This is a genomic window from Winogradskyella sp. PE311, from assembly GCF_046545555.1.
GTDB lineage: Bacteria > Bacteroidota > Bacteroidia > Flavobacteriales > Flavobacteriaceae > Winogradskyella.
This window is the reverse complement of record NZ_JBHZTH010000001.1, coordinates 2088284-2111394: the sequence shown is the minus strand read 5'-3', so window position 1 is coordinate 2111394 and position 23111 is coordinate 2088284. Positions and strand designations below refer to the sequence as shown.

The window sequence follows — 23111 nt, the reverse complement described above, 5'->3', positions numbered from 1 at the left end:
TTGGAAACAAAAACAACTCAGAAGCAGCCTCTATATGTAATATTGTTATTGATATTAGCAGCAGAGGCTGTTTTTATTTTACCTTTTGTTTTACCGCGTATTTTTAGAACTACTTATTTAGAATCCTTTGATGTTACCCAAACAGATTTAGGTAGCTGTGGTTCTGTTTATGGCATAATTGCTTTAATCTCCTATTTGTTCGGTGGTCCTTTAGCAGATCGGTTTAGACCCAATGTGTTGATGTCGGTCGCATTGATCCTTACAGGTTTAGGTGGCTTATATTTAGCGACGTATCCAAATCTTTATAATCTTCATATTCTATTCGGGTTTTGGGGCTTTACAACTATATTTCTGTTTTGGGCTGCTATGATAAAGGCAACTCGTATTTGGGGAGGAACAAATAAACAAGGTATAGCTTTTGGTTTTTTAGATGGCGGTCGTGGATTAGTAGCTGCATTATTTGGTTCTGCAGGTGTTCTTATTTTTTCGTTCTTTATCACTAAAGACATTGAGTTGACTTCTATTACAGAACGACGTATTGCTTTCAAAGAAGTGATCACATACACGTCTTATGCTGTAATTGCAGTTGGGATTATTGTGTTATTCTTTTTAAAATTAAATTTTGAAAAGCCTGAATTCTCAGAAAGCACAGCAAAACTTATAACGATTGAAAACTTTAAACTGGTTATGAAGTTTAAAGCTGTTTGGTTACTCATGATTATTATTCTTTGTGCATATTATGGCTATAAAATGACTAACCTATTTACTCAATATGCAGAACAAGTCATACTTTACAACAAAATTGAAGCTGCTAAAGTTGGGACCTACCTATTATATATGAGACCTATTATTGGCGTTATTATTGGTCTTTTAGCTGATAGAACCAAAGCTAGTCTTTGGATTATTATTGGATTCCTTTTAATGGCTCTAACGAGTTTAGTTTTTGCACTTGGTATTATGAGTGATTCTACTCCGCTATTGTTTATTTTGTCCATAGGCACTATGGCTATTGGTGTTTATTCAGCTAGAGTCTTATATTTTGCCACTTTAGAAGAGGCTAAAATTCCATTGGCTGTTACAGGTACAGCAGTTGGATTTATTTCTGTTGTAGGCTATACACCAGATATATTCACAGGTTTAATCAATGGTTATTTTTTGGATAAATACAATGAAGTCATTGGACATCAAATTGCCTTTGGAATTATGTTCGTTTTTGCTTTAATTGGGTTTATAGCATCTTACAAATTATACAGACATTCTAAATCAAGTATTGTTTAATTCCCTTGATGATCTTTAACTCTAGGTATTGTCAATAATTTAGTTTGGCGACCGTTTACATACCTAAATCCATTTTCTCCCCAAAAACCTGCTTCCTCTAGCATTATTCTTATATCTCGTTTCCATTCAGGAATTGTAACGGTTGTATTTAACTCTATAGCATAAACTGTATTTTCGTGCAAAGGATAATCACCTGTATCAGGAACACCACCTTGAGAATCCCACATACCTAAAGTTGTACCAGATGAGTGGCCATAAGTTCCCAAAGGGTGTGTGTAAATTGCTGGTCTTAAACCTTCCGCTTTTCCTTCTTCTAAAGATTCGCTTAGAACTTGATTACCTGTTTTACCGGTTTCAAAATTAGACGTAAATATATCTTGTACCCTATTACCATCTTGAAGTGCATCTTGTAAATATTTAGGCGGTTCAGTTTCATTTGGTTTTAATACATAAGCTAATTCTTGACAGTCTGTATTCAATCTCAAATATGTAATCCCAAAATCGCAATGCACTAAATCTCCAGGTAAAATGACCATGTCTTCAGGTCGGTTTGAAAATGCGTATAAATGATTCCCTAATTCTTCTGCTGATCTTTGCACATCTACTGTTGGATGAAACCAAGTTTCTAATCCTAATGATGTTACTTTATCTCGCATCCACCATTCAACGTCAGTAGTAGTTGTAATTCCTGCTGTAATTACTTTTTCAGAAAATGCTTCAGAAATTATATCATGAGTGATATCCACTAATTGATTATAAATCACCATCTCTGTCTCAGTACGTGTCTCGATCCAGCCTATTGCCAATTGTTCGGCTGACTTTACTTTTGATTTATAAGACTTAGGAAGGCTATTCATAAATACCTCATAGTCCGTCTTGACAATACCATCACATATATTAAAACCATCAGAATAGTTTAAACCTATGGTTTTCGGTTTGCGCTCATCAATTATTTGCATTAAGCGCTTCCATTGATTTGGTTCTTTTTCTTTATCCCATGCCGAAATAATATTTTTACCAAAATTATAACGTGCTACAGCAAGTTTTTCTATTGTGTTTTCTTCTTTATTTCTATAAAACACAATGATTGTTCTACGTCTAGCATTAAGCCAAGTTGCTGGTAACATTGTTTTTAAAACCGGATCTTCGTTGTATTCGCGAGAAATTAAAATCCACATATCAAAACCTGTGGCATCCATTAGTTTTGGCAGTAAATTATCGAATCTATCTTTTAGAATAGCATCAACAACTTCTGCTCTTTGTCTTTCAGGAAGTATTTGTTGACTAGAAATAGTTATTGAAATAAAGCAAAATAAAACTGTTAAAAACTTCATAGAATTATAATTGTGATGGATTAAAGTTATAAAAAATAGGTTCTTTTAAAATAGAAATCAACTCAAGTAAAATTAAGTATAGAAAACTTGTAATGCAATAAACTAAAATTTTGTAAACAAAAAAGGAGCACTAACGCGCTCCTTTTTTATTATATCTATAGAGAGTTAGGCTCTCTTAGCTTTTCTTTCTTCTTTAATTTCTTTAAAACGTTCAATAGCTGAACCAAAAACCCAATAAGGAATAACAAAAGTTAATAGAAATATCATTAACCAAAAACCGATGGTCAAAATGGTTAAAAATGCTAAAAATCCTAAATACTGATCAAAATCGAACATAATTGCGTTTCATTTTTAATGATGTTACAAAGATATAACCAAATTATAAGTTTTACAATAGTCTAAATAAGTTTTATTAACACGAAATGAACTTATTTTAAAATAGATCTAATTATAATCTTAATCTATAAATCGTTGGCATGGTAACTTACCAAGCCATCTATAGGTCTTCTTACAAAGTTACCGACCTTAAAACCGTAATCTTTAGCAACTTCTATAATTTCTGCTTTTGCGAAATAAGCTATTGAACCAGCAAAATGCACTGGGCATGTTTTTATTTCTTCTTTAAATTGAAGTATCATATTCTCTGTAAAAAGCCTAATTCCTTTCATAATTAGATTTTTTACATAATCAGAATCCTTATTCAAAAACATAAATTCGGCATGATCAGCAAGATACGCACTCGGATTTCCTTGTTTATAAATATTATACTTAATAAAATCTGCTTCTAAATTATGCTTATGTTCAAATGCTAATCTAATGGTGTCAGGCATCTTTTTAAAATAATAATCTCTAATTAGCTGTTTGCCAAAATAGTTGCCACTTGCATCGTCCATTAAAGTGTAACCTAAGCTAGATACTTTTTGATGCAAGGTTGTACCATCGTAATAACTACAATTAGAGCCTGTACCTAGAATACACACAACTGCAGCTTCATCTTTATTATTTACGCATGCTCTTACTGCTGCATACGTATCCTCTTTAACCTCTACAAGAGCCTTTGGAAAGTAAGCTTCTAATACAGTTTTTAATGCAAGACGTGGTTTGTCAGTTCCGCAACCAGCTCCATAGAAAAAAACATGAGTAACATCATTAGCTAAAGCCATTAACTCTTGACTTTTTCTAACAATTTTCCTTAGTTTTTTCTCTTCTATTATCGCTGGGTTTAGACCCTTTGTTCTAATTTTTTCTGCTGCTTTTTCGCCATTATTATTAATAGCAATCCAGTCGCATTTTGTTGAACCTCCATCTGTTATTAAAATCATAGTATTGAAATATCTATTAAAAATTCCGTAGAAATGAAATTTTCATTACTCTACGGAATTTAATAATACAAATTATTCTATTAAAGATCGTTTACCTTTTGTGCTAAGTCAACAAGTTTGTTAGAATAACCAAACTCATTATCGTACCAAGATACTAATTTAAAAAATGTTGAGTTTAATTCTATTGCAGAATCAGCATCAAAAACACTTGTCTGTACCTCACTAACAAAATCTTGTGATACCACAGCATCCTCTGTATAACCCATTACCCCTTTCATGGAACCATCAGCAGCTTTCTTAACTGCTTCTTTTATAGCCTCTAATGAAGTTGCTTTTTTTGTTTTTACAGTCAAATCTACTACAGAAACATCTACAGTAGGTACTCTAAAAGCCATACCTGTTAATTTTCCGTCTAATTCTGGAATCACTTTACCAACTGCCTTTGCAGCACCAGTTGATGTTGGTATAATATTATTGATAGCACTACGACCTAACCTGTAATTTTTTCTTGATGGTGCGTCTACTGTAAATTGGGTAGACGTTGCAGCATGTATTGTTGTCATTAACGCTTCTTCAATACCGAAATTATCTTCAATTACTTTTGCTAAAGGTGCTAAACAATTTGTAGTACACGATGCATTAGATACAATTGTGTGACTAGATGTTACTTTATCATCATTAACTCCCATCACAAACATTGGTGCATCTTTACTTGGTGCAGAAATCACTACTTTTTTAGCTCCACCATCAATATGATATTGTGCAGTTTCTAAAGTCGTGAAAATACCTGTACATTCTGCAACAACATCAGCTCCTGCCTCATCCCATTTTAAATTCTTTGGATCTCTTTCTGCAGTAACTCTAATTGTTTTTCCATCTACCACTAAGTGACCGTCTTTAACCTCTACAGTACCATCGAATCTTCCGTGAACAGAATCATACTTTAAAAGGTATGCTAAATGATTAACATCTAATAGGTCGTTTATAGCTACAACATCTACATCACTGCGTTTTACTGTTGCTCTAAAAACTATTCTTCCTATTCTACCGAATCCATTGATTCCTAATTTTAAATCTGACATATCTACTATTAATTAATTTTTCGTTTATTATTAAACTGACATTATATCTGAAACTCTAAGAAGTTCCATATTAACTTTTGATTTTCCTTTTACCGCTTGATCAAAAGGCGTAACCTGAATGATATCATTCTTTAGACCGACCATATAATTGCTATCGCCTGCGATTAAACTTTCTACTGCTTTTACCCCCATTCTACTTGCTAAAACACGATCAAAGCAAGATGGCGCACCACCGCGTTGTAAATGCCCTAAAACAGATACTCTTACTTCATATTCTGACATATTCTCTTCGACATAATCTTTAAGTTCGAATACGCTTTTCCCAATTTTATCACCTTCAGCTACAACAACAATACTAGATGATTTACCAGACTGTTTACTTCGTCGTAATGATTCTAATAACCTATCTAATCCTAAATCTTCTTCTGGTATTAAAATTTCTTCTGCACCAGCTCCAATACCTACGTTTAAAGCTATATGTCCAACATCACGACCCATGACCTCTACAAAAAATAAGCGGTTATGGGAACTGGCAGTATCCCTTATTTTATCTATTACCTCAACAACTGTATTTAAAGCTGTATCATACCCTAAGGTGTGAGTTGTTCCGTAAATATCATTATCTATTGTACCAGGAATACCCATTACAGGGAAATTATACTCTTGGTTAAAAATCATAGCTCCAGTAAAACTGCCATCACCACCTATAACTACTAAAGCATTAATACCAGCTTTAACTAGCTGCTCATGAGCTTTTGCTCTTCCTTCCTTAGTTCTAAAGGCTTTAGATCTTGCTGTTTTTAGAACTGTACCACCTTTATTAATAATGCCCTTTACACTACGAGCGTCCATTTCAATAAAGTCTCCATCAATCATACCTTCATAACCTCTATATATTCCTATACATTCTATCTGATGATATGCACATGCTCTAACTACAGATCTGACGGCTGCATTCATACCCGGAGAATCACCTCCTGAAGTAAAAACACCAATTTTTTTGATTGTATCTGACATTTGTTAAAAAGAATTTTGTTAAAATTACTAAACAAAAGAGATAATAAAGTTACTAAAGTCATAAAAAAATTAACGAAAACAAATTCAAACGTTTTCGTTAACAAGTATTTCAATAAAAATGAAAAATAGGCTGTAGTTAAGGCTTAGATTTTGTCTTTTTTTTCTTCATAGACATAAATTCTGGCATAAAATCATCTTCATTCTCCTTCTTTTTAGAAGCTTCTTTTTTAGTCTTTTTATCTTTTCTGTTTTTTCCAGAAAAGATAATATCGAGTAACTCTTTAAAATTATCAAACTCTACATTGTACGATATACCAACTCCTTGTGTATAACCTATCTCCTCACCAAAATTTCTAATATTATTTTCTCTATTAAAAACCTTCGCGCGTAAAGTACCATCTTCGTTTAGGAGCCAATCTATTTGAACATCGCCAGTTATTGTTGTCTGAGCAGCGCTGCCAAAAGGAACACCAACCTTTCCATTGACTAATATTTTATCTGATATTTTAGTTTGAAGCACTACACCAACGCGACTATTAGTTTGTAACTCTGGTGTGTCTTGACCGATTTCTAAATCTAAGCTTAAACTTAAGTTCTCATTATCACCGCCTAATAAATTATTAACGATACCACTAAGACGTTCAGCAATAGTACCTGAAAAATTTACATCACTAACACCACTAGCAAAACTCCCTGTGGCCAAAAAAATCAGGGCTTGGTTATCGCGTTCATCCTTTGACGACAATCTGTAATCTAGCTCTGATTTTACTGTAGAGGTTACTGAAGGAAATCTGAAGTCGAATTGAGGGTCTGGTTGCTCTAATTGTCCTGTTAAATGAATCTCTACTTCTACTGGGATGGATTGACTTATAGGATTATCTAATAATACCGATGGATTTGCAGAACCTTGATAAACTGCTTTTATATCAATCTCAGCTTTTAAAGGGTCGCCTTCCCAAACGATACTACCACCTCTATCAACAATAAATTTCTTTTCTACAATACCTCGATATCTAAAATTATATGCACCTTCAAAAACTGCGAAATCTCCCCACATATTAAATTTACCGTTGGTGTTAATTAAAAATACCAAGTTACCTTCGCCTCGGCCTTTTATAGTGCTGCCAGATTCTTTATCTATAACAATTTCGATAACCGCGTTTTGATTAACATTCAAATCGAAATTTAACTCTAATCCTTTAATTTCTATATTGTCAATAATTTCTCCATTAACTCTGGCTAACTTTTCTTCTGGGCTCAAAAAATGAATAAATGAATTGTCTCCAAAACTTTCAGAATCATTTAAGGGAATATTAAAAACCGTACCAGAAGCTGTACTACCATCTACATCTATAATTAATTGATCTGTTGGACCTTTTATTTTAGCACTACCTGTAACAAAACCTGTTCCGTAATATAATTCATCTTCAGATTCGTCTGTATTTAAAACCAATAAGCGGTCTGTTGTTAAATCCAAGCCTAACTTCCAGTCTGAAAAATTATTATGCTCTATATAACCATTAAGCTGACCTTGAGAGAAATACTCAGAGTCTGTCATGGTTACATCATTAAATACAAATCTTTGATTTTTAAGTGTCACTTTAGAATCAAAGTCAAAACCATAATCGACATTAAGGTAAGGTATTGATAATCCTGCCCTATCTAGTAATAGCTCGCCGTCTATACTTGGCTTATTTAGACTACCTGTTACTTTAGCGTTACCAGATACTAAACCTCTAATATTACTTATAACTCCTTCCCCTAAAGGATTAAGAGGGTCTAATAAAAACTCATCAAAACTGACATCTAAATTAATTTTAGGATTTCTTTCAGCAACATCGATCGTACCTTTTGCTTTTAAGGATGTAAGGTTATCATTAATTAAGGACACGTCGACTTTATAATCTGTAAGTGAGTTATTACCTTCTACAATTGCGGTTAAATTGCCCAAGTCGTAATCATTAACAAAAAAGTTACTTATCTCGACATCAGATTTTGGTAAATAAGTGCCATTAGTTTGATTGATATCTACTTTGCCATTAACAATACCCTTTAGCGCTAAACTATCAATACGAGGAGTAATCTTTACTAATTGTACATCTCTAAAATCAACTCTTAAATTTTTATTTTCTTTATCACTTATAATTCCTGAGAGTTCTATTTTTTCGTTGCCCTGATTAATTGTAATTGGAAAAATATCAAACTCATTAAATCCTCGGTCGAAACGGACTTTATTGAATCTGTTTTTTTCTGAATTAATTAGCCATTCATAACCTTTAAATTGAATATCAGATTTTCTAAAACCTACGATAGATTTATTAGCCTCATCAATGGTATAAAACAAATTAAGATTAAAAACATCTTTGTTATTTTTTCCACCTTTAAATTCAGATTTAATAAGTAAAGTGTCTCGTTTTGTTACATTAATTAGACTGAAATCAGAAGCATTATAAACTCCTGCACTTAGGCTATCTATTTCAATAAATGTATTAAATAAAGGATTACTGTTATCAACTGTAATATTTATATCATTAGCAAAATAGTCTTGAAATTTAATTTCTGGTGAATTAAAGGTTAAATCAAATCCGCGCTCATCCGTTTCTATCCTACCTTCAATAAATGTATTTTTTCCTAAAGTAAGGTCCTTAAAAAATACGGCTGCAATTTTAGAATAAATATTAAATCTAAAATCTAAATACTGTCCTGTTTCAACTTCATTAGGTACATAGTTGGTGTAAATACTTCCAACAGAATTTTCTACTAATTTTAATATCTCTTTTGTCTTAAATTGCCCTTTAATTTTACCATTTATAATATCGGGAGAGTTAATATTTATAGTACGTTCTCTACCTTCAAATGAAGACACAATATCAAAATCCTGAAAATTATATCTGCTATCTTGATTCTTGTAGGTCGTGTTTTTAATGTTAATGGCACCAACTGCATTATCGTAACTAGAGCCAGAGGCTGTCATACTTACTAATCCCTTAAACTCTGATATACTATCTCTATCTACAAAGTTTAATACCTTCAAGTTAGCATAACCAACATTTGCTTTAAAATCTAGCTTCTTTCTATCTTGAGAAAAATCTGCCAAACCATTAAAGTCTAATTTGAGATTAGGATCATCTGCTTTTAAATTTCCATTAAAAATTTTATTACCCAAATCTCCAGAAACATTAATTGCTGTATAGGTATAATCGTTATATTCTAGACTAAATACATCACCTTGTATATCTGTTCTTAAATTATCTAGCGTAAAGCCTTTTCCATCAACATCTACATTTGCAGAAACAAATTTTACCTTGGGATCATTAAGTAGAACTCCTAAATCAAACTCATCAAAAATAATATTACCAATATAATTTGCATTATCTATATCGTCTATTTCTGTTAGATTTAAATCTGATTTTACAAGCCCTAAATCTGTATCTATTCTTATATTAGCGTTAATGCGTTTTGCAGTTATATATGAAGTACCATTTATCTTAAAATTTCCAACTTTTGATAGCACTGTTGGTATTGAATTACCGAGTATCTGCGGTAATAAGGCGGTTAAGTCATTGTAGTTAGACGCCAAATTCTGAAATTTACCTTCGAGAGCAAAACTATCCTCTTCATTACTAAAAAGATTCTTAAAAGTAATATCACCTATTATTCTTGTATTTCGCGTCGTACTTACATTTAGGTTCTTAGCAACCAAATTATTAAGTGTACCAGATAAGTCCGCATTTAAACTAGCGCGTTGGTCAACTCCAAACTCATCAAAAAAGACATTTAATTCTGTTAATGATACTTTTGAGTCTTTAAAACTAGCGGTTACATTTACCTTATCTGTGAAGTATTTTAAGTCTTCACGCTTATAATCAAAACGTAAATCCCCTTTTAACTCTGACTTATCGGTTTTTATATTTAAATCACCAAAGTCCATATGGTCTAAGGTATATTTAAAATTTGCCATTAAATTTTTAACTGCTATACCTCTACTGTCTATAAAGTTGAATTTATTTATTCTCGAACTAACTTCTGGGCCATTTATTAGAAAGTTGGTTGTATTAGCATTTAACTCCGTAAACTCAAATACTTTAGGAGTTTCTAGGTTTTCATCAATTAATCTAAAGATACCATTCTCAATAGAGACATCACTAGATGAAAACAAAAATTCACTCGGACCTACTCTCGGATTATCATCATCAAATTTTTCCACAAAAACATCTAAATTAGTATCCTCTTCACCTTCATATGTTTTTAGATTAAATACTAAATTCTGAATATCGATATCACCAAAATTAAGTTTACTGTTATACAGGTTTTTAAAGCTAATTATAGAACTGTTAATTTCACCGATACTTATAAGTGTATCCTTTTTATAATCTCGAATTAAAATTTCCTTGAGTTCTATGTCCCCATTTAGTTGTAGACCAACTTTACCGATATTTATATCAGTTTTAAAATCTTTATTTACTCTTTTAGTAGCATACTTCCCGAGTTCAGTCTGTACAGCAGGAATACCCAGAATTAAAAACACAATAAGAAACAATAGCAAAATTATGCCTGCTATTTTACCTATTATTTTGAGTACTCGTTTGATAGAATTTATGCTTAAGAATTGATGAAATCTTCACTACCTTTGCTATTACTGTACGTTATAAATATTGCAGTTAGACTATATGCAGTAAAATTAACATTTATTGTGCCAAATAGCGACTATAGAAGCCTATAATGGGCATTTAACACAAAATTGTTAATATTTAGCACTATTTGAGGTATAAAAATACAGCTAAATGCAAAACATTAAACCTGTGAAAGCTAAAAATATTTACATACTTGGTATTGAATCGTCTTGCGATGATACTTCAGCTGCTATACTCTGTAACGACCGCATTTTAAGTAATGTTGTGGCTGACCAAAAAATACATGCAGAATATGGTGGTGTAGTCCCAGAATTAGCATCTCGTGCGCATCAGCAAAATATAGTTCCTGTAGTGCATCAAGCACTAGAAAAAGCTAACATTTCTAAAGACCAATTAAGTGCAATAGCATTTACACGTGGACCTGGTTTAATGGGTTCCTTATTAGTTGGTACTTCATTTGCAAAATCATTAGCCTATGGTCTAGATATTCCATTGATTGATGTTAACCATATGCAAGCTCATATTCTGGCTCATTTTATTACTGAAGAAGAACATGTAAAACCACCTTTTCCATTTTTGGCCATGACAATTTCTGGCGGTCATACACAGATTGTAAAGGTTGCTAATCATTTTGAAATGGAAGTAATTGGAGAAACTATCGATGATGCCGTTGGTGAAGCTTATGATAAAAGTGGAAAAGTATTAGGACTTGGCTATCCTGCAGGACCAGAAATTGACAGACGCGCGCAGCTTGGCAACCCAAAGGCTTACCAATTTACTAAACCAAGAGTTGAGGGTCTTAACTTCAGCTTTTCGGGCTTAAAAACTAACATTCTACGTTTTGTTCAGCGCGAGGTAAAAGCTAATCCTAATTTTATAGAAGAAAATTTGAATGATATTTGTGCATCCATTCAATATACTATTATCGGCATTTTAATGGATAAATTAAAGCTTGCAGTAAAGCAAACCGGAATTAAACATATTGCAATTGGTGGTGGAGTTTCCGCTAACTCAGGTATTAGAAATGCTTTGAAAAATGCAGAACAAAAACAAGGCTGGACAAGCTACATTCCAAAATTTGAGTACACCACTGACAATGCAGCAATGATTGCCATTGTTGGTTATTTAAAGTATTTAGAAAAAGATTTTTCGGGTTTTGATGTAATGGCAAGTGCACGCCTTAAAATATAATTATGCAATTATTCTACAACCCAAATATTTCAGAAAATGATTCTACTTTCAATTTTGATAAAGATGAAAGCCGACATATCGTAAAAGTACTACGCAAAAAAATTGGAGATACATTGCATATTACAAATGGCAGAGGTTGGCTCTTTGAAGCTGAATTAACTTTAGTAGAACAAAAACATTGTACCGTAAAAATTAAGTCTCAACAATTACAAACTAAGAGAGAATTTAAGCTACACTTGGCTGTGGCACCTACTAAAATGAATGATCGCTACGAGTGGTTTTTAGAAAAAGCGACTGAAATTGGTATCGAAGAAATTACACCCATTATATGTGACAACAGTGAACGAAAAGTTGTAAAGCTAGAACGTTTTGAGAAAATAATTCAGTCTGCAATGAAGCAATCCTTGCAATGTTATTTACCAAAATTGAATGCTCTGATGACTTTTAAAGATTTTGTAACGCAAGGTGTTAATGTACAGAAATATATTGCCCACTGTGAAGACACAGATAGACAATCCTTAAAATCTGAATTAAAAAGCAATAACGATTGTTTAATCCTTATCGGTCCTGAAGGTGATTTTAGTGCACAAGAAATCGAAACTGCATTAGAGCAAAATTTTAAACCCGTAATGTTAGGAGAAACTAGATTAAGAACGGAAACAGCAGCTATTGTGGCTTGTCATTCTGTAGCATTAATGCATGAATAATTTAAATAGCTTTTAACGTTGCTGATTCTATATTTAGCGCTTTATCCTCAATAATTAGAACTAAAGATAAATTATCTACAGCATTTACTAGATTAGGAATTGAAATAGAACCTTTCCCATAGTTTTTAATTAAATCAAACTGTTGTTCGTTTACAACAATATTAGAATTAACAAGTATTCTATCTTTATTTTCGCCACGTTTTACAGTAGTAGTTCTTTTATTAATAATTAGAATAGCACGTATAATTTTATCTTTAAGTTCACCTGTATATTTATAATCAAAATTTATTAAAGACTCAGACTTCAATAAATTAGAAATAGAGATTTTGCTTTGCGATTTGTCTTTTGAATATTCCTTTATCTTATCTCTAACAAGAGCTCTTTTAGAACCAACAATATGTTCTTTCCCATTAATAACAAGCTGAGGAGTATAAATTGAACTGCTACCAAATTTAGTAGCATAACGTCTTTGTTTGTTGCTGTATGAAACTTTGCTGAAAGGATCATTCCAACCTATATAATTCCAATAGTCAACATGATATGACAAGGCAATTACATTTTCTTCTTTTACTTCGTTCAAAATTTTATCGGCTGGTGGGCAACTAGAGCAACCTTGAGATGTAAACAATTCTAAAACAACTGTGTTTTCGTATTTAGTATATTCTTCATTTAGGGAAGTAGTAAACAATAATGGCATAATAAATAATGTTAACATAGTAGACTTCATGGTAATTCTTTTTTAAATTTGAATTATGTTAATTAGGTCGAAAAAAACAATAGGTCTTACAGTAGCTTTTGTAATTGTGATGAGTTTAACACCTCTAAAAAGCTTTGCACAAGATGTTGCAGTATTAAAATATCAAGGTGGTGGTGATTGGTATAGCAACCCAACTGCACTTCCAAATTTGGTTAAATATTGTAATGATAATATTGACACTAATATTAATGAAAATATACAAACGGTTGAAACTGGCAGTATTGATATTTTTCAATTTCCTTTACTACACATGACAGGTCATGGCAATGTTTTTTTTAGTGAAGATGATGCCGTAAACCTCAGAAACTATTTAATTTCGGGTGGATTTCTTCATATAGATGATAATTACGGCATGGAGCCGTATATAACCAAAGAGCTAAAAAAAGTGTTTCCAAACACTGATTTATTAGAAATTCCAAAAGATCATCCTATTTTTAATTCAGCTTTCAGTTTTCCTAATGGGCTCCCTAAAATCCATGAACATGATGGTAAAGCGCCAAAAGCTCTCGGAATTTTTCATGAAAGTAGATTAGTTCTGTTATTCACATTTGAAAGTGATTTAGGTGATGGTTGGGAAGATAAGGAGGTACATAACGACCCTGAGGACGTTAGAGAAAAAGCACTAAAAATGGGAGCTAATATTATTAAATACGCTTTTGAGAATTAAGATTTGAATCAACTTACTCATTATAATTCTTCGTTCAGAAAGAAAAAAAATCCTATTACTTTAGTTTGTGATGGTATAACTAATGCTCCAAACATAGGAAGTCTTTTTAGAATAGCAGACGCTTTTGGTATTGAAGAACTCATTTTTTGTGGTAAGAATATTTCTTTAGGAAAGCGCATGAAAAAAACATCGCGTTCAACTGAAAACTATTTGAAACATCGTATTGAAGAAAATACTGAAGCGGTTATACATGATCTGAAAGAGAGTAATCACTTTTTAATTGCTTTAGAAATAACCAAAATTAGCCAAGAATTAAATAGTTTTAAATTAAATACAGAAAAGCCAATTGCCTTAATTCTAGGTCATGAAAGTTTCGGTGTGTCCGAATCTATTTTGGAACAGGTGGACGCTACAGTGCATATAAATATGTATGGTAATAATAGTAGTATGAATGTGGTACAAGCCACTAGTATTACTTTATTTGAATTAACAAAACAACTAAACTCGTAAATTTGTGGTGCTGACTTTATTTCAGCATCTTTGAAAAAACACAAGTAATGAACTCAAAAAACATAGCAAACGGTATTTTAAGAGCCTTAGGTATACTTGGAGCTATTTGCTTAATATTGTTTTTTCTTTATAAAATTCAGTCTGTCATAGTGTATATTGCTATCGCTGCTGTTATTTCTTTAATAGGAAGACCAATAGTTTTATTTTTAAGACGTAAGCTTAAGTTTAATAATACTGTAGCTGTTGTTGTAACTATGATTCTATTTATTGGATTATTAGCTGGTTTAGTAGGCATGTTTATTCCTCTTATTGCAGATCAAGGGCAAAAATTATCATTATTAAACATACAAGATTTAGAAGGTAATATTGAAAGTTTATACGACCAAATTATTACTTATTTTGAATTTAATAATATCGATGTAGAACAATCCATAAAAGATTCAAACTTGCTATCTAATTTAGATTTTTCTCTAATTCCTAACTTTTTTAACGGTTTAGTAAGTGGATTAGGTAGTTTTAGTATTGGGTTATTTTCTGTCTTATTTATTTCATTTTTCTTTTTAAAAGACAGTAAATTGTTTGAAGACGGAATTATGACATTTGTGCCAGATGGCAATGAAACGCGTTCTAAGCGTTCTTTCACTAAAATTAAAGATTTACTATCACGTTACTTTGTCGGTCTTATTTTTCAGATTCTTATTTTATTTATTATTTACACCATAGTATTACTCATATTTGGTATTGAGAACGCTGTAGTTATTGCTTTCTTGTGCGCTTTACTCAACCTTGTACCGTATGTTGGTCCTCTAGTAAGTGGGTTTTTAATGTTATTGCTGAGCATGTCCAGCAATTTAGGTGAGAGTTTTAGTGATGTCATTTTACCTAAAACAAGTTATGTAATGATTGGCTTTGTTATTGCTCAATTAGTAGATAACTTCTTCAGTCAGCCTTATATATTTTCTAAAAGTGTAAAATCACATCCATTAGAAATCTTTTTAATTATCATTATTTCAGGCATCTTATTTGGTATTGTAGGCATGATTGTAGCCGTACCTGCTTACACGGCTATTAAAGTGATTTTAAAAGAATTTTTATCAGAGTACAAAGTTGTAAGTAAACTAACCAAAGGCTTGTAATTTTGTTTTGAATTCCAATATTCTAAATACTGAAATTCAAGATTTTATTGATTCTAATTTAAAATCAGATATTGCAAGCTTATTGCTAAAAGGTATTGATTTTGAAGGTACGGACTCAAAAGATATCATTGAACAAATTGAAGCTAAAATCCGTTGCGAAAAGAAATTACCAACTTGGTATGCTACCGCAAATATCTACTACCCAAACAAATTAAATATTGAACAAACCTCTTCTGAAATTTCAGCAGCTTATAAAGCTAATTTAGTATCAGGAAATTCTCTAATTGACCTTACAGGTGGCTTTGGTATTGACGCATTCTATTTTTCAAAAACTATTGACTACGTTATACACTGCGAAATAAATTCAGAACTTTCTAAAATCGTAAAACACAACTACAAAGCCCTTGATACTAATATTGAATGTTTAAATGAAAGCGGCATTAACGCACTAAAACGTATCGACAAACCCTTTGATTGGATATATATTGATCCCTCTAGACGAGATCAGAGCAAAAATAAAGTCTTTCTATTATCGGATTGTACACCAAATGTAAAAAAATTTCAAAACTTGTTTTTAAAGTACTCTAAGAATGTGATGATAAAGACGTCGCCATTACTAGATATTACTGCTACGCTGATAGATTTAAAATTTGTAAAGAGTATAGAAATTATTGCGGTAAACAATGAAGTAAAAGAATTACTTTGGATCTTAGAAAGAAGCTACTCGGATAGAGTTAATGTAAAAACCATCAATATTGTCGGAAATAGAACTCAAAAGTTTGAATTTTTATTAGATACCGAGTCTCATGTTGTCGCAAAATATAGTGAACCTCTAATTTATCTTTACGAACCTAACTCAGCTATTTTGAAGTCTGGTGCATTTAATAGTGTAAGTTCAATTTTAGAAATGCCTAAAATTCATAAGCATTCGCATCTGTACACATCTCAAAATATAAAAGAATTTCCCGGTAGATCCTTTAAGATAGAGAAAGTTATTCCTTTTAATAAAAAATTATTTTCCAAAGAAAAAATATCTAAGGCTAATGTTACAACTCGCAATTTTCCGCTATCTGTAGGTGATATTAGAAAAAAACTAAAAATAAAAGATGGTGGAGAAACTTATCTCTTTTTTACAACTGACCTTAATAACTCAAAAATAATTATTCGGTGTATTAAAGCGTAGTTGGCGTGTAAGACACAACTTCATTATTGCTATCAATCTCTATTTCATAAGCCATACACGTATTCATTTGAAGAACAACTTTTTCATCACTGGCCGCAGCATCATTTCCATCTATAGAAAATAATATTTCTCCAGGCACAAAACTAGCCCAAGACGTAGTAGTACTTGGAGGTATGCTCACAATATCGACTAGAACATTTCCCTGATCATCAATAACTTTTAAATCAAAAGCTATTGTCCCATTGTTAATTACTCTAGTAATAGGATCATCGTCAATACAAGGCGGTTGATTTAATTCAGATTCTGGAGATTCGTTAAGAAAATCACTATCGGTTGAATCGGCTGTACAACCATTTAATAAGAAAATAAAGCACAACAAGTGTGTTAATCTAAGTAGGTTTTTCATTGGTTTAAAGTTTTATCAAAACAGTCTATAAAACTGGATCAATCAATTTGGGGGAGCAAACATAAGAAAGAAATTATATTTACCGATAAAAAGACATAAATATTCGACGAAATGCATAATCTAAAATTTAAATATAGACGACTCAGTAAAAGCATAACTGACAGCATCCGATAGAAGTTGTCGGGTATTAAGACCCGTGAATAAGCTAAATGCGGGCAAAATAATTTGATTTCTATTTATGTGATAACAAGGCAATTTAAGTTTTTGTTTTCCTTTACCGCTAATAATTATACCTGGATGTATATGTCCAGAAATTGTAAACTTATCATTATGACTTTCTAAAGGCTCATGCACAAATAAAAAAGGATGTAATTCTAATTCTGTTTCAGTTGTAAAATTAAATTCAGTCATTATTTTTTTAGATAGACGGTCATGATTTCCCTTAATAAGTATAATCTTTAACCCTTTAAACTTTAGTAACCAAGTTTTAAATGTGACCATGTCTTCATTATACTGCGCGTGAAACAAATCTCCAACTACTAACATTTTTTTAGCTCTATAATGATGAATTAAAAACTCTAATCGTTCTAAATCTTTCTGAAGAATAGCATCTGGAATGGGTATACCATGTTTTTTAAAATGACCTGTTTTACCTATATGCAAGTCTGATAACACTATTGCATTTTCATTCGGCCAATATATAGCACGCAAGTTAGTGAGTATTAAATTTTCACCTTCAACTATAATATGTTCTTCAGCTATTACCATTAGTCAATTTTAAAAGCTTGTGCTTTTATGCGTTTAATACGTTTGTCTAAATTCTCATTACTCATCGTACCTCTTAAACTATCTACCTTTAACGGGAAACTTAACGGTGTAAATGACTTAGCATGTTTTATAATTATCTTGCTTTTAGAAATACGTTCAAACGCTGCTTGTAGTCGCCCTTCTTCTAATTGTTGATTAAAAACTTCAGTATAAGCTTGTCGTAAAAGTAAATTGTCTTTTTCATAGTCTTCTAATACTCTAAAAATTAATCCTGATGAAGATTGTAAACTTTTATTATTCTTGCGCGTACCAGGTTGAGATTGCACTACTAAACCAGCGATTACAGCAATATCTCTAAACTTACGAGATGCCATTTCCGAGGCATTTATACTTGCCACAACATCATCCATTAAGTTTTCTTTACTCAATAACGCGTTAATATTAGTTTCTGATATTGGTATCGGTTGGTCACATAATAGCTCAAAACCATAATCGTTCATGGCAATAGTAAATGTTAGTTGTTTTAGTTTACTAATACGATATGCAATTAACGCAGAAAACACCTCGTGGACTAATCGACCTTCAAAAGGATACATAAATAAGTGGTGACCGTCTTTAGTTTTTATCAATTCTATAAGAAACTCATTAGCCTTTGGTATATGCGAATATTGATCTTGTCTAGAAATAAGAGGGTTTAAAAAACGTAATTCTTTCTCTAAACGCGCAGGTTCTAACGCATCTGATAATTTTAATCTTAAAAAATGACTTAAATGAGAGGTTAATGGCAATCGTCCACCTAACCAACTTGGTGAAACTGCTTTTTTAGCTTTACTACGTCGCACTAAAACTTTCATGTCTTTTATGGTCACTAATTCTAGTACACGACCAGCTAAAATAAAACTATCACCTGGTTTTAATTTTGTGATAAAAAACTCTTCAATCATACCAATATAACCTCCAGAAAAATACTTTACCATTAAATTAACTTCGCTTACAATAGCACCAATATTCATACGGTGAAGCATACTTATTCGTCTACTTTTTACTTTAAACAAACCATCTTCTTCGTCTAACTCTACCTTATGAAATTCTTCGTAATTGTGAAGTATCTTTCCTCCCTTAGTAATAAAATGCAAACACCAATGCCAATCAGCCTCAGTTATATAATTAAAAGCATGGGTTTCTTTTATTTGTTTAAATAGCTTTATTGAATCGAATCCCATCCCAACAGCACAAGTGACCATAAACTGAACTAAAACATCGTAGGTTAACACCATAGGATCTCTAGTTTCAATTTGATTCTGCTTCACAGCTTCTTTTAATGCCGAAACCTCTACTAACTCTAGTGAATGAGTTGGTATAAAGTAGATTTTAGAACGTTCATAAGGCGAATGTCCACTCCGACCTGCTCGTTGCATAAAACGTGCTATACCTTTAGCTGAACCTATTTGAATGACGCAATCTACAGGTTTAAAATCTACGCCCAAATCTAAAGAAGATGTACAAACTACAGCTTTGAGATAACCACTTGCAATGTTATCTTCAATCCAATTTCTCAATTCTTTACTTATAGATCCATGATGTATAGCTAATAATCCGGCCAACTCAGGATTAGCTGTTAACAAGAGTTGGTACCAAAGTTCTGCTTGTCCTCTAGTATTTGTAAAAATTAAAGTCGTTGTATTTGCCTCTATAATTGGTAAGATTTTATCTACCATTTTGCCACCTAAATGACCAGCCCATGGTAACACTTCGATTTGGTTTGGCAAGACCGAGATAATATCAATTTTCTTTTTTTGTTTAGCTTTAATTTGTGTGATTTTCAATTCAGCATAAGGAAGCAATACTGCTTTAGCCTCTTCTAAGTTACCTATGGTTGCTGTAATTCCCCATATTTTAAGTTCTGGTGAATATTGTTTTAATTGTGAAATTGCCAATTCTGTTAAAACTCCTCTTTTGTTTCCTAATAGCTCATGCCACTCATCTATCGCAACACATTTTACACCCTTAAAAAAACGCTGATTCTTTTTCATTGAGAACAAAAGATGCATTGTTTCTGGCGTAGTTAATAATACATCTGGCATTAAACGTTCTTGTTTTCTCCGCACATTGGTTGGCGTATCGCCATTTCTTACTTGCACAGACCAATCTAAACCAATTTCGTCAACAGCCTGTGTCATTGCTTTTGCCAAATCTTTTGCTAAAGATCTAAGTGGACTAATCCATAGTAATTTCAACCCTTTTGGGTATTTTTCTGTGTGATTTAAATAATCTATGACTACCGCTAAAAATACTGAGAATGTTTTGCCAAAACCAGTTGGTGCTACAACCATACCACTGTAACCATTGGCATAGCGTTGCCATGTTTGTGTTTGAAACGGAAAAGGTGCTTGCCCTTTTTCAGCCATCCAATTATGAATAATATTTAGCCCAATACTATCGTTAAATTTACTCAAGGTGCAGTAATTAATAGTTTCACATTTTCAATAGTATCAATTTCTGAAACAGGTTTGTCTTTTCTCCAACGTTTTATCCTAGGAAAACGCAAGGCAACACCAGATTTATGTCTATTACTTAAGGCAATACCTTCAAAAGCTATTTCAAATACAAGTTCTGCCTTTACGGTTCGTACAGGACCGAACTTTTCGATAGCATTTTTATTAACCCATTTAGAGATTTCTGTTATTTCTTTATCAGTTAGACCAGAGTAAGCCTTAGCAACGGTAACCAAAGCATCATCTTTTTTTACAGCGAACGTGTAATCTGTATATTTAGAACTGCGACGGCCACTACCTTTTTGTGCATAAATCATAACAGCATCGATAGTCAAAGGGTCTACCTTCCATTTCCACCAATCTCCTTTTTTTCTGCCTGTATGATATGGTGATGCTTTTTGCTTCAACATTAAGCCTTCACTATTTAAAGCTCTAGACTTATTTCTTATAGCGTGAAGTTCTTCCCACTCTTTAAACGAAACTATAGATGATAAGCTTAAGTGTTCTGGTAAAACAATTGAATTAAATAGTTTTTCTAGAAGTTTTCGTCTTTCAACAAAAGAAGTAGTTCTAATATCATTGCCATTATACTCTAAAAGATCGTAGGCATAAAAACCGATTGGGACATCTTCTAGTAATTTTTTAGTTACATTTTTTCTATTGAGACGTTTTTGTAAATCATTAAATAATAACACATCACTATCTTTAATAGCTAAAATCTCTCCATCAATTACAAAGTCATCTTTAAAGTTAGACATTGCTTCTGTTAACTCAGGGAATTGTTGTGTTACCAACTCTTCACCTCGCGACCAAATAAAAATTTCATCATTACGTTTTACGATTTGGCCTCTTATACCATCCCATTTCTGTTCCACAATCCAATCATCAACACTGCCCAAACTTGTTATTTCTTTTTCTAAAGCATATGCCAGACAAAAAGGGTAAGGTTTGGAATTATCATAATTAATATGCTCGCCACTTATTAATTCATCAAAGGTTATAGAATTAATATCCCAATTTCCAATAATACTATGCATCAGCTGATTAGCATCTATACCTGTTAATTTTGCTAAGGCATTGACTAAGGTTTTTTTTGAGACCCCTATTCTAAAACTTCCTCCAATAAGTTTATTGAAAATAAGGCGTTCTTGTTGTTCTAAACCCGACCAAGCAGTTAACACAAAGCTCTTTTTTGTCTCGTCAGATTTAGGCTTAAGCGCTTTTAACTGTGACATCCATTCATCTAAACTAATATCTAATTGATGGGTTGGATTTGGCAGTAACAATGCTAGTGTTTCTCCTAAATCACCGACTGTACTATAGCTTTCTAAAAATAACCACTCTGGGAGTTTGGTTAGTTCCATACACCATGCCTTCATGAGTGTGGTTTTTATAGGTCGAGATGGTCGTTTTCCTGTAAACAGAGCAATTAGCCAAAGTTTATCTTTATCGGGCGCTGTTTTAAAATAACCTACTAATGCATCAATTTTTGCATTGGTTTTATTTGTAATCTCTATGTCGCCTATAAGTTTAGAAAACTGTTTCACACTGCACTTATGTTTTCAGATTCCTTTTCAGCTTTTGCCAGTGCCTCATCACCATATTCCGTTTTTAACTCGTTTGCTTTGATCCCTATTTCATTTAAATATTTTGAAAATACGGCTTGAGAGCCATGGGTGACATAAACCTGTTCAGCTTCTGTTGCTTTTACTGCAGTAATAAGCCCATCCCAATCGGCATGGTCGCTAACTACGAAGCCTGCATCTAAAGATTGCCAACGTCGATTACCGCGTATTTGCATCCATCCAGAACATTTAGCAACTGCAGCATTAGGTACACGTTTTAACATGCGAGAACCTAATAAAGCTGGAGGCGCAATTATTATTCTATTCTGAAGCACTTTTTTCGTCAATTCTGTAGACCATAATTTAGTTTCTGGTAATTTAATCCCAGAGTCTTTTATAGCCTCATTTAAATTATAAATGGCACGATGTACATATACGTCGTCAGTGCCATCAAGTAAAGACATTAATCGTTGTGCTTTGCCTAAAGAATAACCTAAAAATACTGATGTTCTATTATTTTCTTGATTTGTCTTTACCCAATTTTGTAATTCGGTTTGAAGTTCTTGTTCTGATTTCCATTTGTAAATGGGTAAACCAAAAGTACTCTCTGTAATAAATGTGTCGCATTTAACTGGTTCATATGGAGTGCTTATAAAATCAGATTGAGTTTTGTAATCACCAGAAAAAACAACAACATAACCTTTATACTCTAATCGTATCTGCGCAGAACCAATAACATGACCTGCAGGATAAAAACTAACGTTTACGCCATTAATTAAAAGTGATTCATCATAAGCTAAACTTTCAATAATTATATCATTACCTATTCTATGTTTCAGTATCGCCTTAGAATCATTATGACATAAATAATGTTTCATTCCCCATCTGGCATGGTCTGCATGCCCATGAGATATTACAGCATAATCTACAGGAAACCAAGGGTCTACATAGAATTTGCCTTGCGGACAATAAATTCCTTTATTAGTAAATTTTATTAGCTTATTTTCTAAAGACATACCTAGGTGTAAGCTATTAAAAATGAAGAAAAATATATAGTAA

Annotated in this window: 19 protein-coding genes; 7 read left to right on the top strand and 12 right to left on the bottom strand. The window is 32.4% G+C overall.

Annotated elements, in window-relative coordinates:
* The gene (locus ACFWU4_RS09190) at nt 1–1278 is read left to right on the top strand and encodes an MFS transporter (RefSeq protein ID WP_411127042.1); all 1278 of its coding nucleotides are present in this window, start codon (nt 1–3) and stop codon (nt 1276–1278) included.
* Here ACFWU4_RS09190 and ACFWU4_RS09185 read toward each other — a convergent pair.
* The 6 genes from ACFWU4_RS09185 to ACFWU4_RS09160 all read right to left on the bottom strand — a co-directional run bounded on the left by ACFWU4_RS09185 (nt 1275) and on the right by ACFWU4_RS09160 (nt 10579).
* Nucleotides 1275–2612, bottom strand: coding sequence for a M24 family metallopeptidase (locus ACFWU4_RS09185; RefSeq protein ID WP_411127040.1), 1338 nt, complete (start codon nt 2610–2612; stop codon nt 1275–1277). The two genes, ACFWU4_RS09190 and ACFWU4_RS09185, sit on opposite strands and share 4 nt — an antisense overlap.
* Nucleotides 2613–2777: 165 nt before the next feature.
* Entirely contained in the window at nt 2778–2948 is a 171-nt protein-coding gene (locus tag ACFWU4_RS09180; RefSeq protein ID WP_411127038.1) for a hypothetical protein, read from the bottom strand.
* A 125-nt stretch (nt 2949–3073) separates the two neighbouring features.
* On the bottom strand, nt 3074–3934 hold the full coding sequence (locus tag ACFWU4_RS09175; RefSeq protein WP_411127036.1) for an N-acetylglucosamine kinase: 861 nt from the start codon (nt 3932–3934) through the stop codon (nt 3074–3076).
* An 80-nt stretch (nt 3935–4014) separates the two neighbouring features.
* Nucleotides 4015–5016, bottom strand: a complete 1002-nt coding sequence (gene gap / locus ACFWU4_RS09170) for a type I glyceraldehyde-3-phosphate dehydrogenase (RefSeq protein WP_411127034.1) — start codon at nt 5014–5016, stop codon at nt 4015–4017.
* Between the two features lie 30 nt (nt 5017–5046).
* Nucleotides 5047–6033 carry a 6-phosphofructokinase gene (pfkA, locus tag ACFWU4_RS09165; protein WP_411127032.1) on the bottom strand — a complete coding sequence of 329 codons (987 nt, stop codon included), beginning with the start codon at nt 6031–6033 and terminating at the stop codon, nt 5047–5049.
* A gap of 136 nt (nt 6034–6169) precedes the next feature.
* The gene (locus ACFWU4_RS09160) at nt 6170–10579 is read right to left on the bottom strand and encodes a translocation/assembly module TamB domain-containing protein (protein ID WP_411127030.1); all 4410 of its coding nucleotides are present in this window, start codon (nt 10577–10579) and stop codon (nt 6170–6172) included.
* A 238-nt stretch (nt 10580–10817) separates the two neighbouring features.
* Here ACFWU4_RS09160 and tsaD point away from each other — a divergent pair, with 238 nt between their 5' ends.
* Both tsaD and ACFWU4_RS09150 read left to right on the top strand, forming a co-directional pair.
* The gene (gene tsaD / locus ACFWU4_RS09155; protein WP_411127028.1) at nt 10818–11858 is read left to right on the top strand and encodes a tRNA (adenosine(37)-N6)-threonylcarbamoyltransferase complex transferase subunit TsaD; all 1041 of its coding nucleotides are present in this window, start codon (nt 10818–10820) and stop codon (nt 11856–11858) included.
* Nucleotides 11859–11860: 2 nt separating this feature from the next.
* Entirely contained in the window at nt 11861–12565 is a 705-nt protein-coding gene (locus ACFWU4_RS09150; protein ID WP_411127026.1) for a 16S rRNA (uracil(1498)-N(3))-methyltransferase, read from the top strand.
* A 1-nt stretch (nt 12566) separates the two neighbouring features.
* Here the strand turns inward: ACFWU4_RS09150 and ACFWU4_RS09145 are convergent, their stop codons facing one another.
* Nucleotides 12567–13292 carry a DUF1223 domain-containing protein gene (locus ACFWU4_RS09145; RefSeq protein WP_411127024.1) on the bottom strand — a complete coding sequence of 242 codons (726 nt, stop codon included), beginning with the start codon at nt 13290–13292 and terminating at the stop codon, nt 12567–12569.
* 79 nt (nt 13293–13371) lie between these two features.
* Between ACFWU4_RS09145 and ACFWU4_RS09140 the strand changes: the two genes are divergently transcribed.
* Genes ACFWU4_RS09140 through ACFWU4_RS09125 form a run of 4 tightly spaced genes read left to right on the top strand, consistent with a single transcriptional unit; the run spans nt 13372 to nt 16818 of the window.
* On the top strand, nt 13372–13989 hold the full coding sequence (locus ACFWU4_RS09140) for a DUF4159 domain-containing protein (protein WP_411127249.1): 618 nt from the start codon (nt 13372–13374) through the stop codon (nt 13987–13989).
* Nucleotides 13990–13992: 3 nt separating this feature from the next.
* Complete coding sequence (locus ACFWU4_RS09135) at nt 13993–14499, top strand: TrmH family RNA methyltransferase (protein ID WP_411127022.1); 507 nt, start codon at nt 13993–13995, stop codon at nt 14497–14499.
* A 47-nt stretch (nt 14500–14546) separates the two neighbouring features.
* Nucleotides 14547–15635 carry an AI-2E family transporter gene (locus ACFWU4_RS09130; protein WP_411127020.1) on the top strand — a complete coding sequence of 363 codons (1089 nt, stop codon included), beginning with the start codon at nt 14547–14549 and terminating at the stop codon, nt 15633–15635.
* Nucleotides 15636–15642: 7 nt separating this feature from the next.
* Complete coding sequence (locus ACFWU4_RS09125; protein WP_411127018.1) at nt 15643–16818, top strand: THUMP-like domain-containing protein; 1176 nt, start codon at nt 15643–15645, stop codon at nt 16816–16818.
* Here the strand turns inward: ACFWU4_RS09125 and ACFWU4_RS09120 are convergent.
* The 5 genes from ACFWU4_RS09120 to ACFWU4_RS09100 all read right to left on the bottom strand — a co-directional run bounded on the left by ACFWU4_RS09120 (nt 16808) and on the right by ACFWU4_RS09100 (nt 23068).
* Complete coding sequence (locus tag ACFWU4_RS09120; protein ID WP_411127016.1) at nt 16808–17224, bottom strand: hypothetical protein; 417 nt, start codon at nt 17222–17224, stop codon at nt 16808–16810. The two genes, ACFWU4_RS09125 and ACFWU4_RS09120, sit on opposite strands and share 11 nt — an antisense overlap.
* Before the next feature lie 120 nt (nt 17225–17344).
* A complete protein-coding gene (gene pdeM, locus ACFWU4_RS09115) occupies nt 17345–17992 on the bottom strand; it encodes a ligase-associated DNA damage response endonuclease PdeM (RefSeq protein ID WP_411127014.1) in 648 nt (215 codons plus the stop codon).
* Nucleotides 17992–20448, bottom strand: coding sequence for a ligase-associated DNA damage response DEXH box helicase (locus ACFWU4_RS09110; protein WP_411127012.1), 2457 nt, complete (start codon nt 20446–20448; stop codon nt 17992–17994). The genes pdeM and ACFWU4_RS09110 overlap by 1 nt, the downstream gene beginning before the upstream one ends.
* A complete protein-coding gene (locus ACFWU4_RS09105; protein WP_411127010.1) occupies nt 20445–22034 on the bottom strand; it encodes an ATP-dependent DNA ligase in 1590 nt (529 codons plus the stop codon). The genes ACFWU4_RS09110 and ACFWU4_RS09105 overlap by 4 nt, the downstream gene beginning before the upstream one ends.
* Nucleotides 22031–23068: a ligase-associated DNA damage response exonuclease gene (locus ACFWU4_RS09100; protein WP_411127008.1), complete on the bottom strand. Its 1038-nt coding sequence runs from the start codon at nt 23066–23068 to the stop codon at nt 22031–22033. Before ACFWU4_RS09100 ends, ACFWU4_RS09105 begins: the two co-directional genes overlap by 4 nt.
* Nucleotides 23069–23111: the final 43 nt, after the last annotated feature.

Bases quoted from the DNA above. Each gene is read 5' to 3' on its own strand.
- ACFWU4_RS09185 (WP_411127040.1), bottom strand. From the start codon at position 2,612: ATGAAGTTTTTAACAGTTTTATTTTGCTTTATTTCAATAACTATTTCT.
- ACFWU4_RS09180 (WP_411127038.1), bottom strand. From the start codon at position 2,948: ATGTTCGATTTTGATCAGTATTTAGGATTTTTAGCATTTTTAACCATT.
- ACFWU4_RS09175 (WP_411127036.1), bottom strand. From the start codon at position 3,934: ATGATTTTAATAACAGATGGAGGTTCAACAAAATGCGACTGGATTGCT.
- gap (WP_411127034.1), bottom strand. From the start codon at position 5,016: ATGTCAGATTTAAAATTAGGAATCAATGGATTCGGTAGAATAGGAAGA.
- pfkA (WP_411127032.1), bottom strand. From the start codon at position 6,033: ATGTCAGATACAATCAAAAAAATTGGTGTTTTTACTTCAGGAGGTGAT.
- tsaD (WP_411127028.1), top strand. From the start codon at position 10,818: ATGCAAAACATTAAACCTGTGAAAGCTAAAAATATTTACATACTTGGT.
- ACFWU4_RS09150 (WP_411127026.1), top strand. From the start codon at position 11,861: ATGCAATTATTCTACAACCCAAATATTTCAGAAAATGATTCTACTTTC.
- ACFWU4_RS09145 (WP_411127024.1), bottom strand. From the start codon at position 13,292: ATGAAGTCTACTATGTTAACATTATTTATTATGCCATTATTGTTTACT.
- ACFWU4_RS09140 (WP_411127249.1), top strand. From the start codon at position 13,372: ATGAGTTTAACACCTCTAAAAAGCTTTGCACAAGATGTTGCAGTATTA.
- ACFWU4_RS09130 (WP_411127020.1), top strand. From the start codon at position 14,547: ATGAACTCAAAAAACATAGCAAACGGTATTTTAAGAGCCTTAGGTATA.
- ACFWU4_RS09120 (WP_411127016.1), bottom strand. From the start codon at position 17,224: ATGAAAAACCTACTTAGATTAACACACTTGTTGTGCTTTATTTTCTTA.
- pdeM (WP_411127014.1), bottom strand. From the start codon at position 17,992: ATGGTAATAGCTGAAGAACATATTATAGTTGAAGGTGAAAATTTAATA.
- ACFWU4_RS09100 (WP_411127008.1), bottom strand. From the start codon at position 23,068: ATGTCTTTAGAAAATAAGCTAATAAAATTTACTAATAAAGGAATTTAT.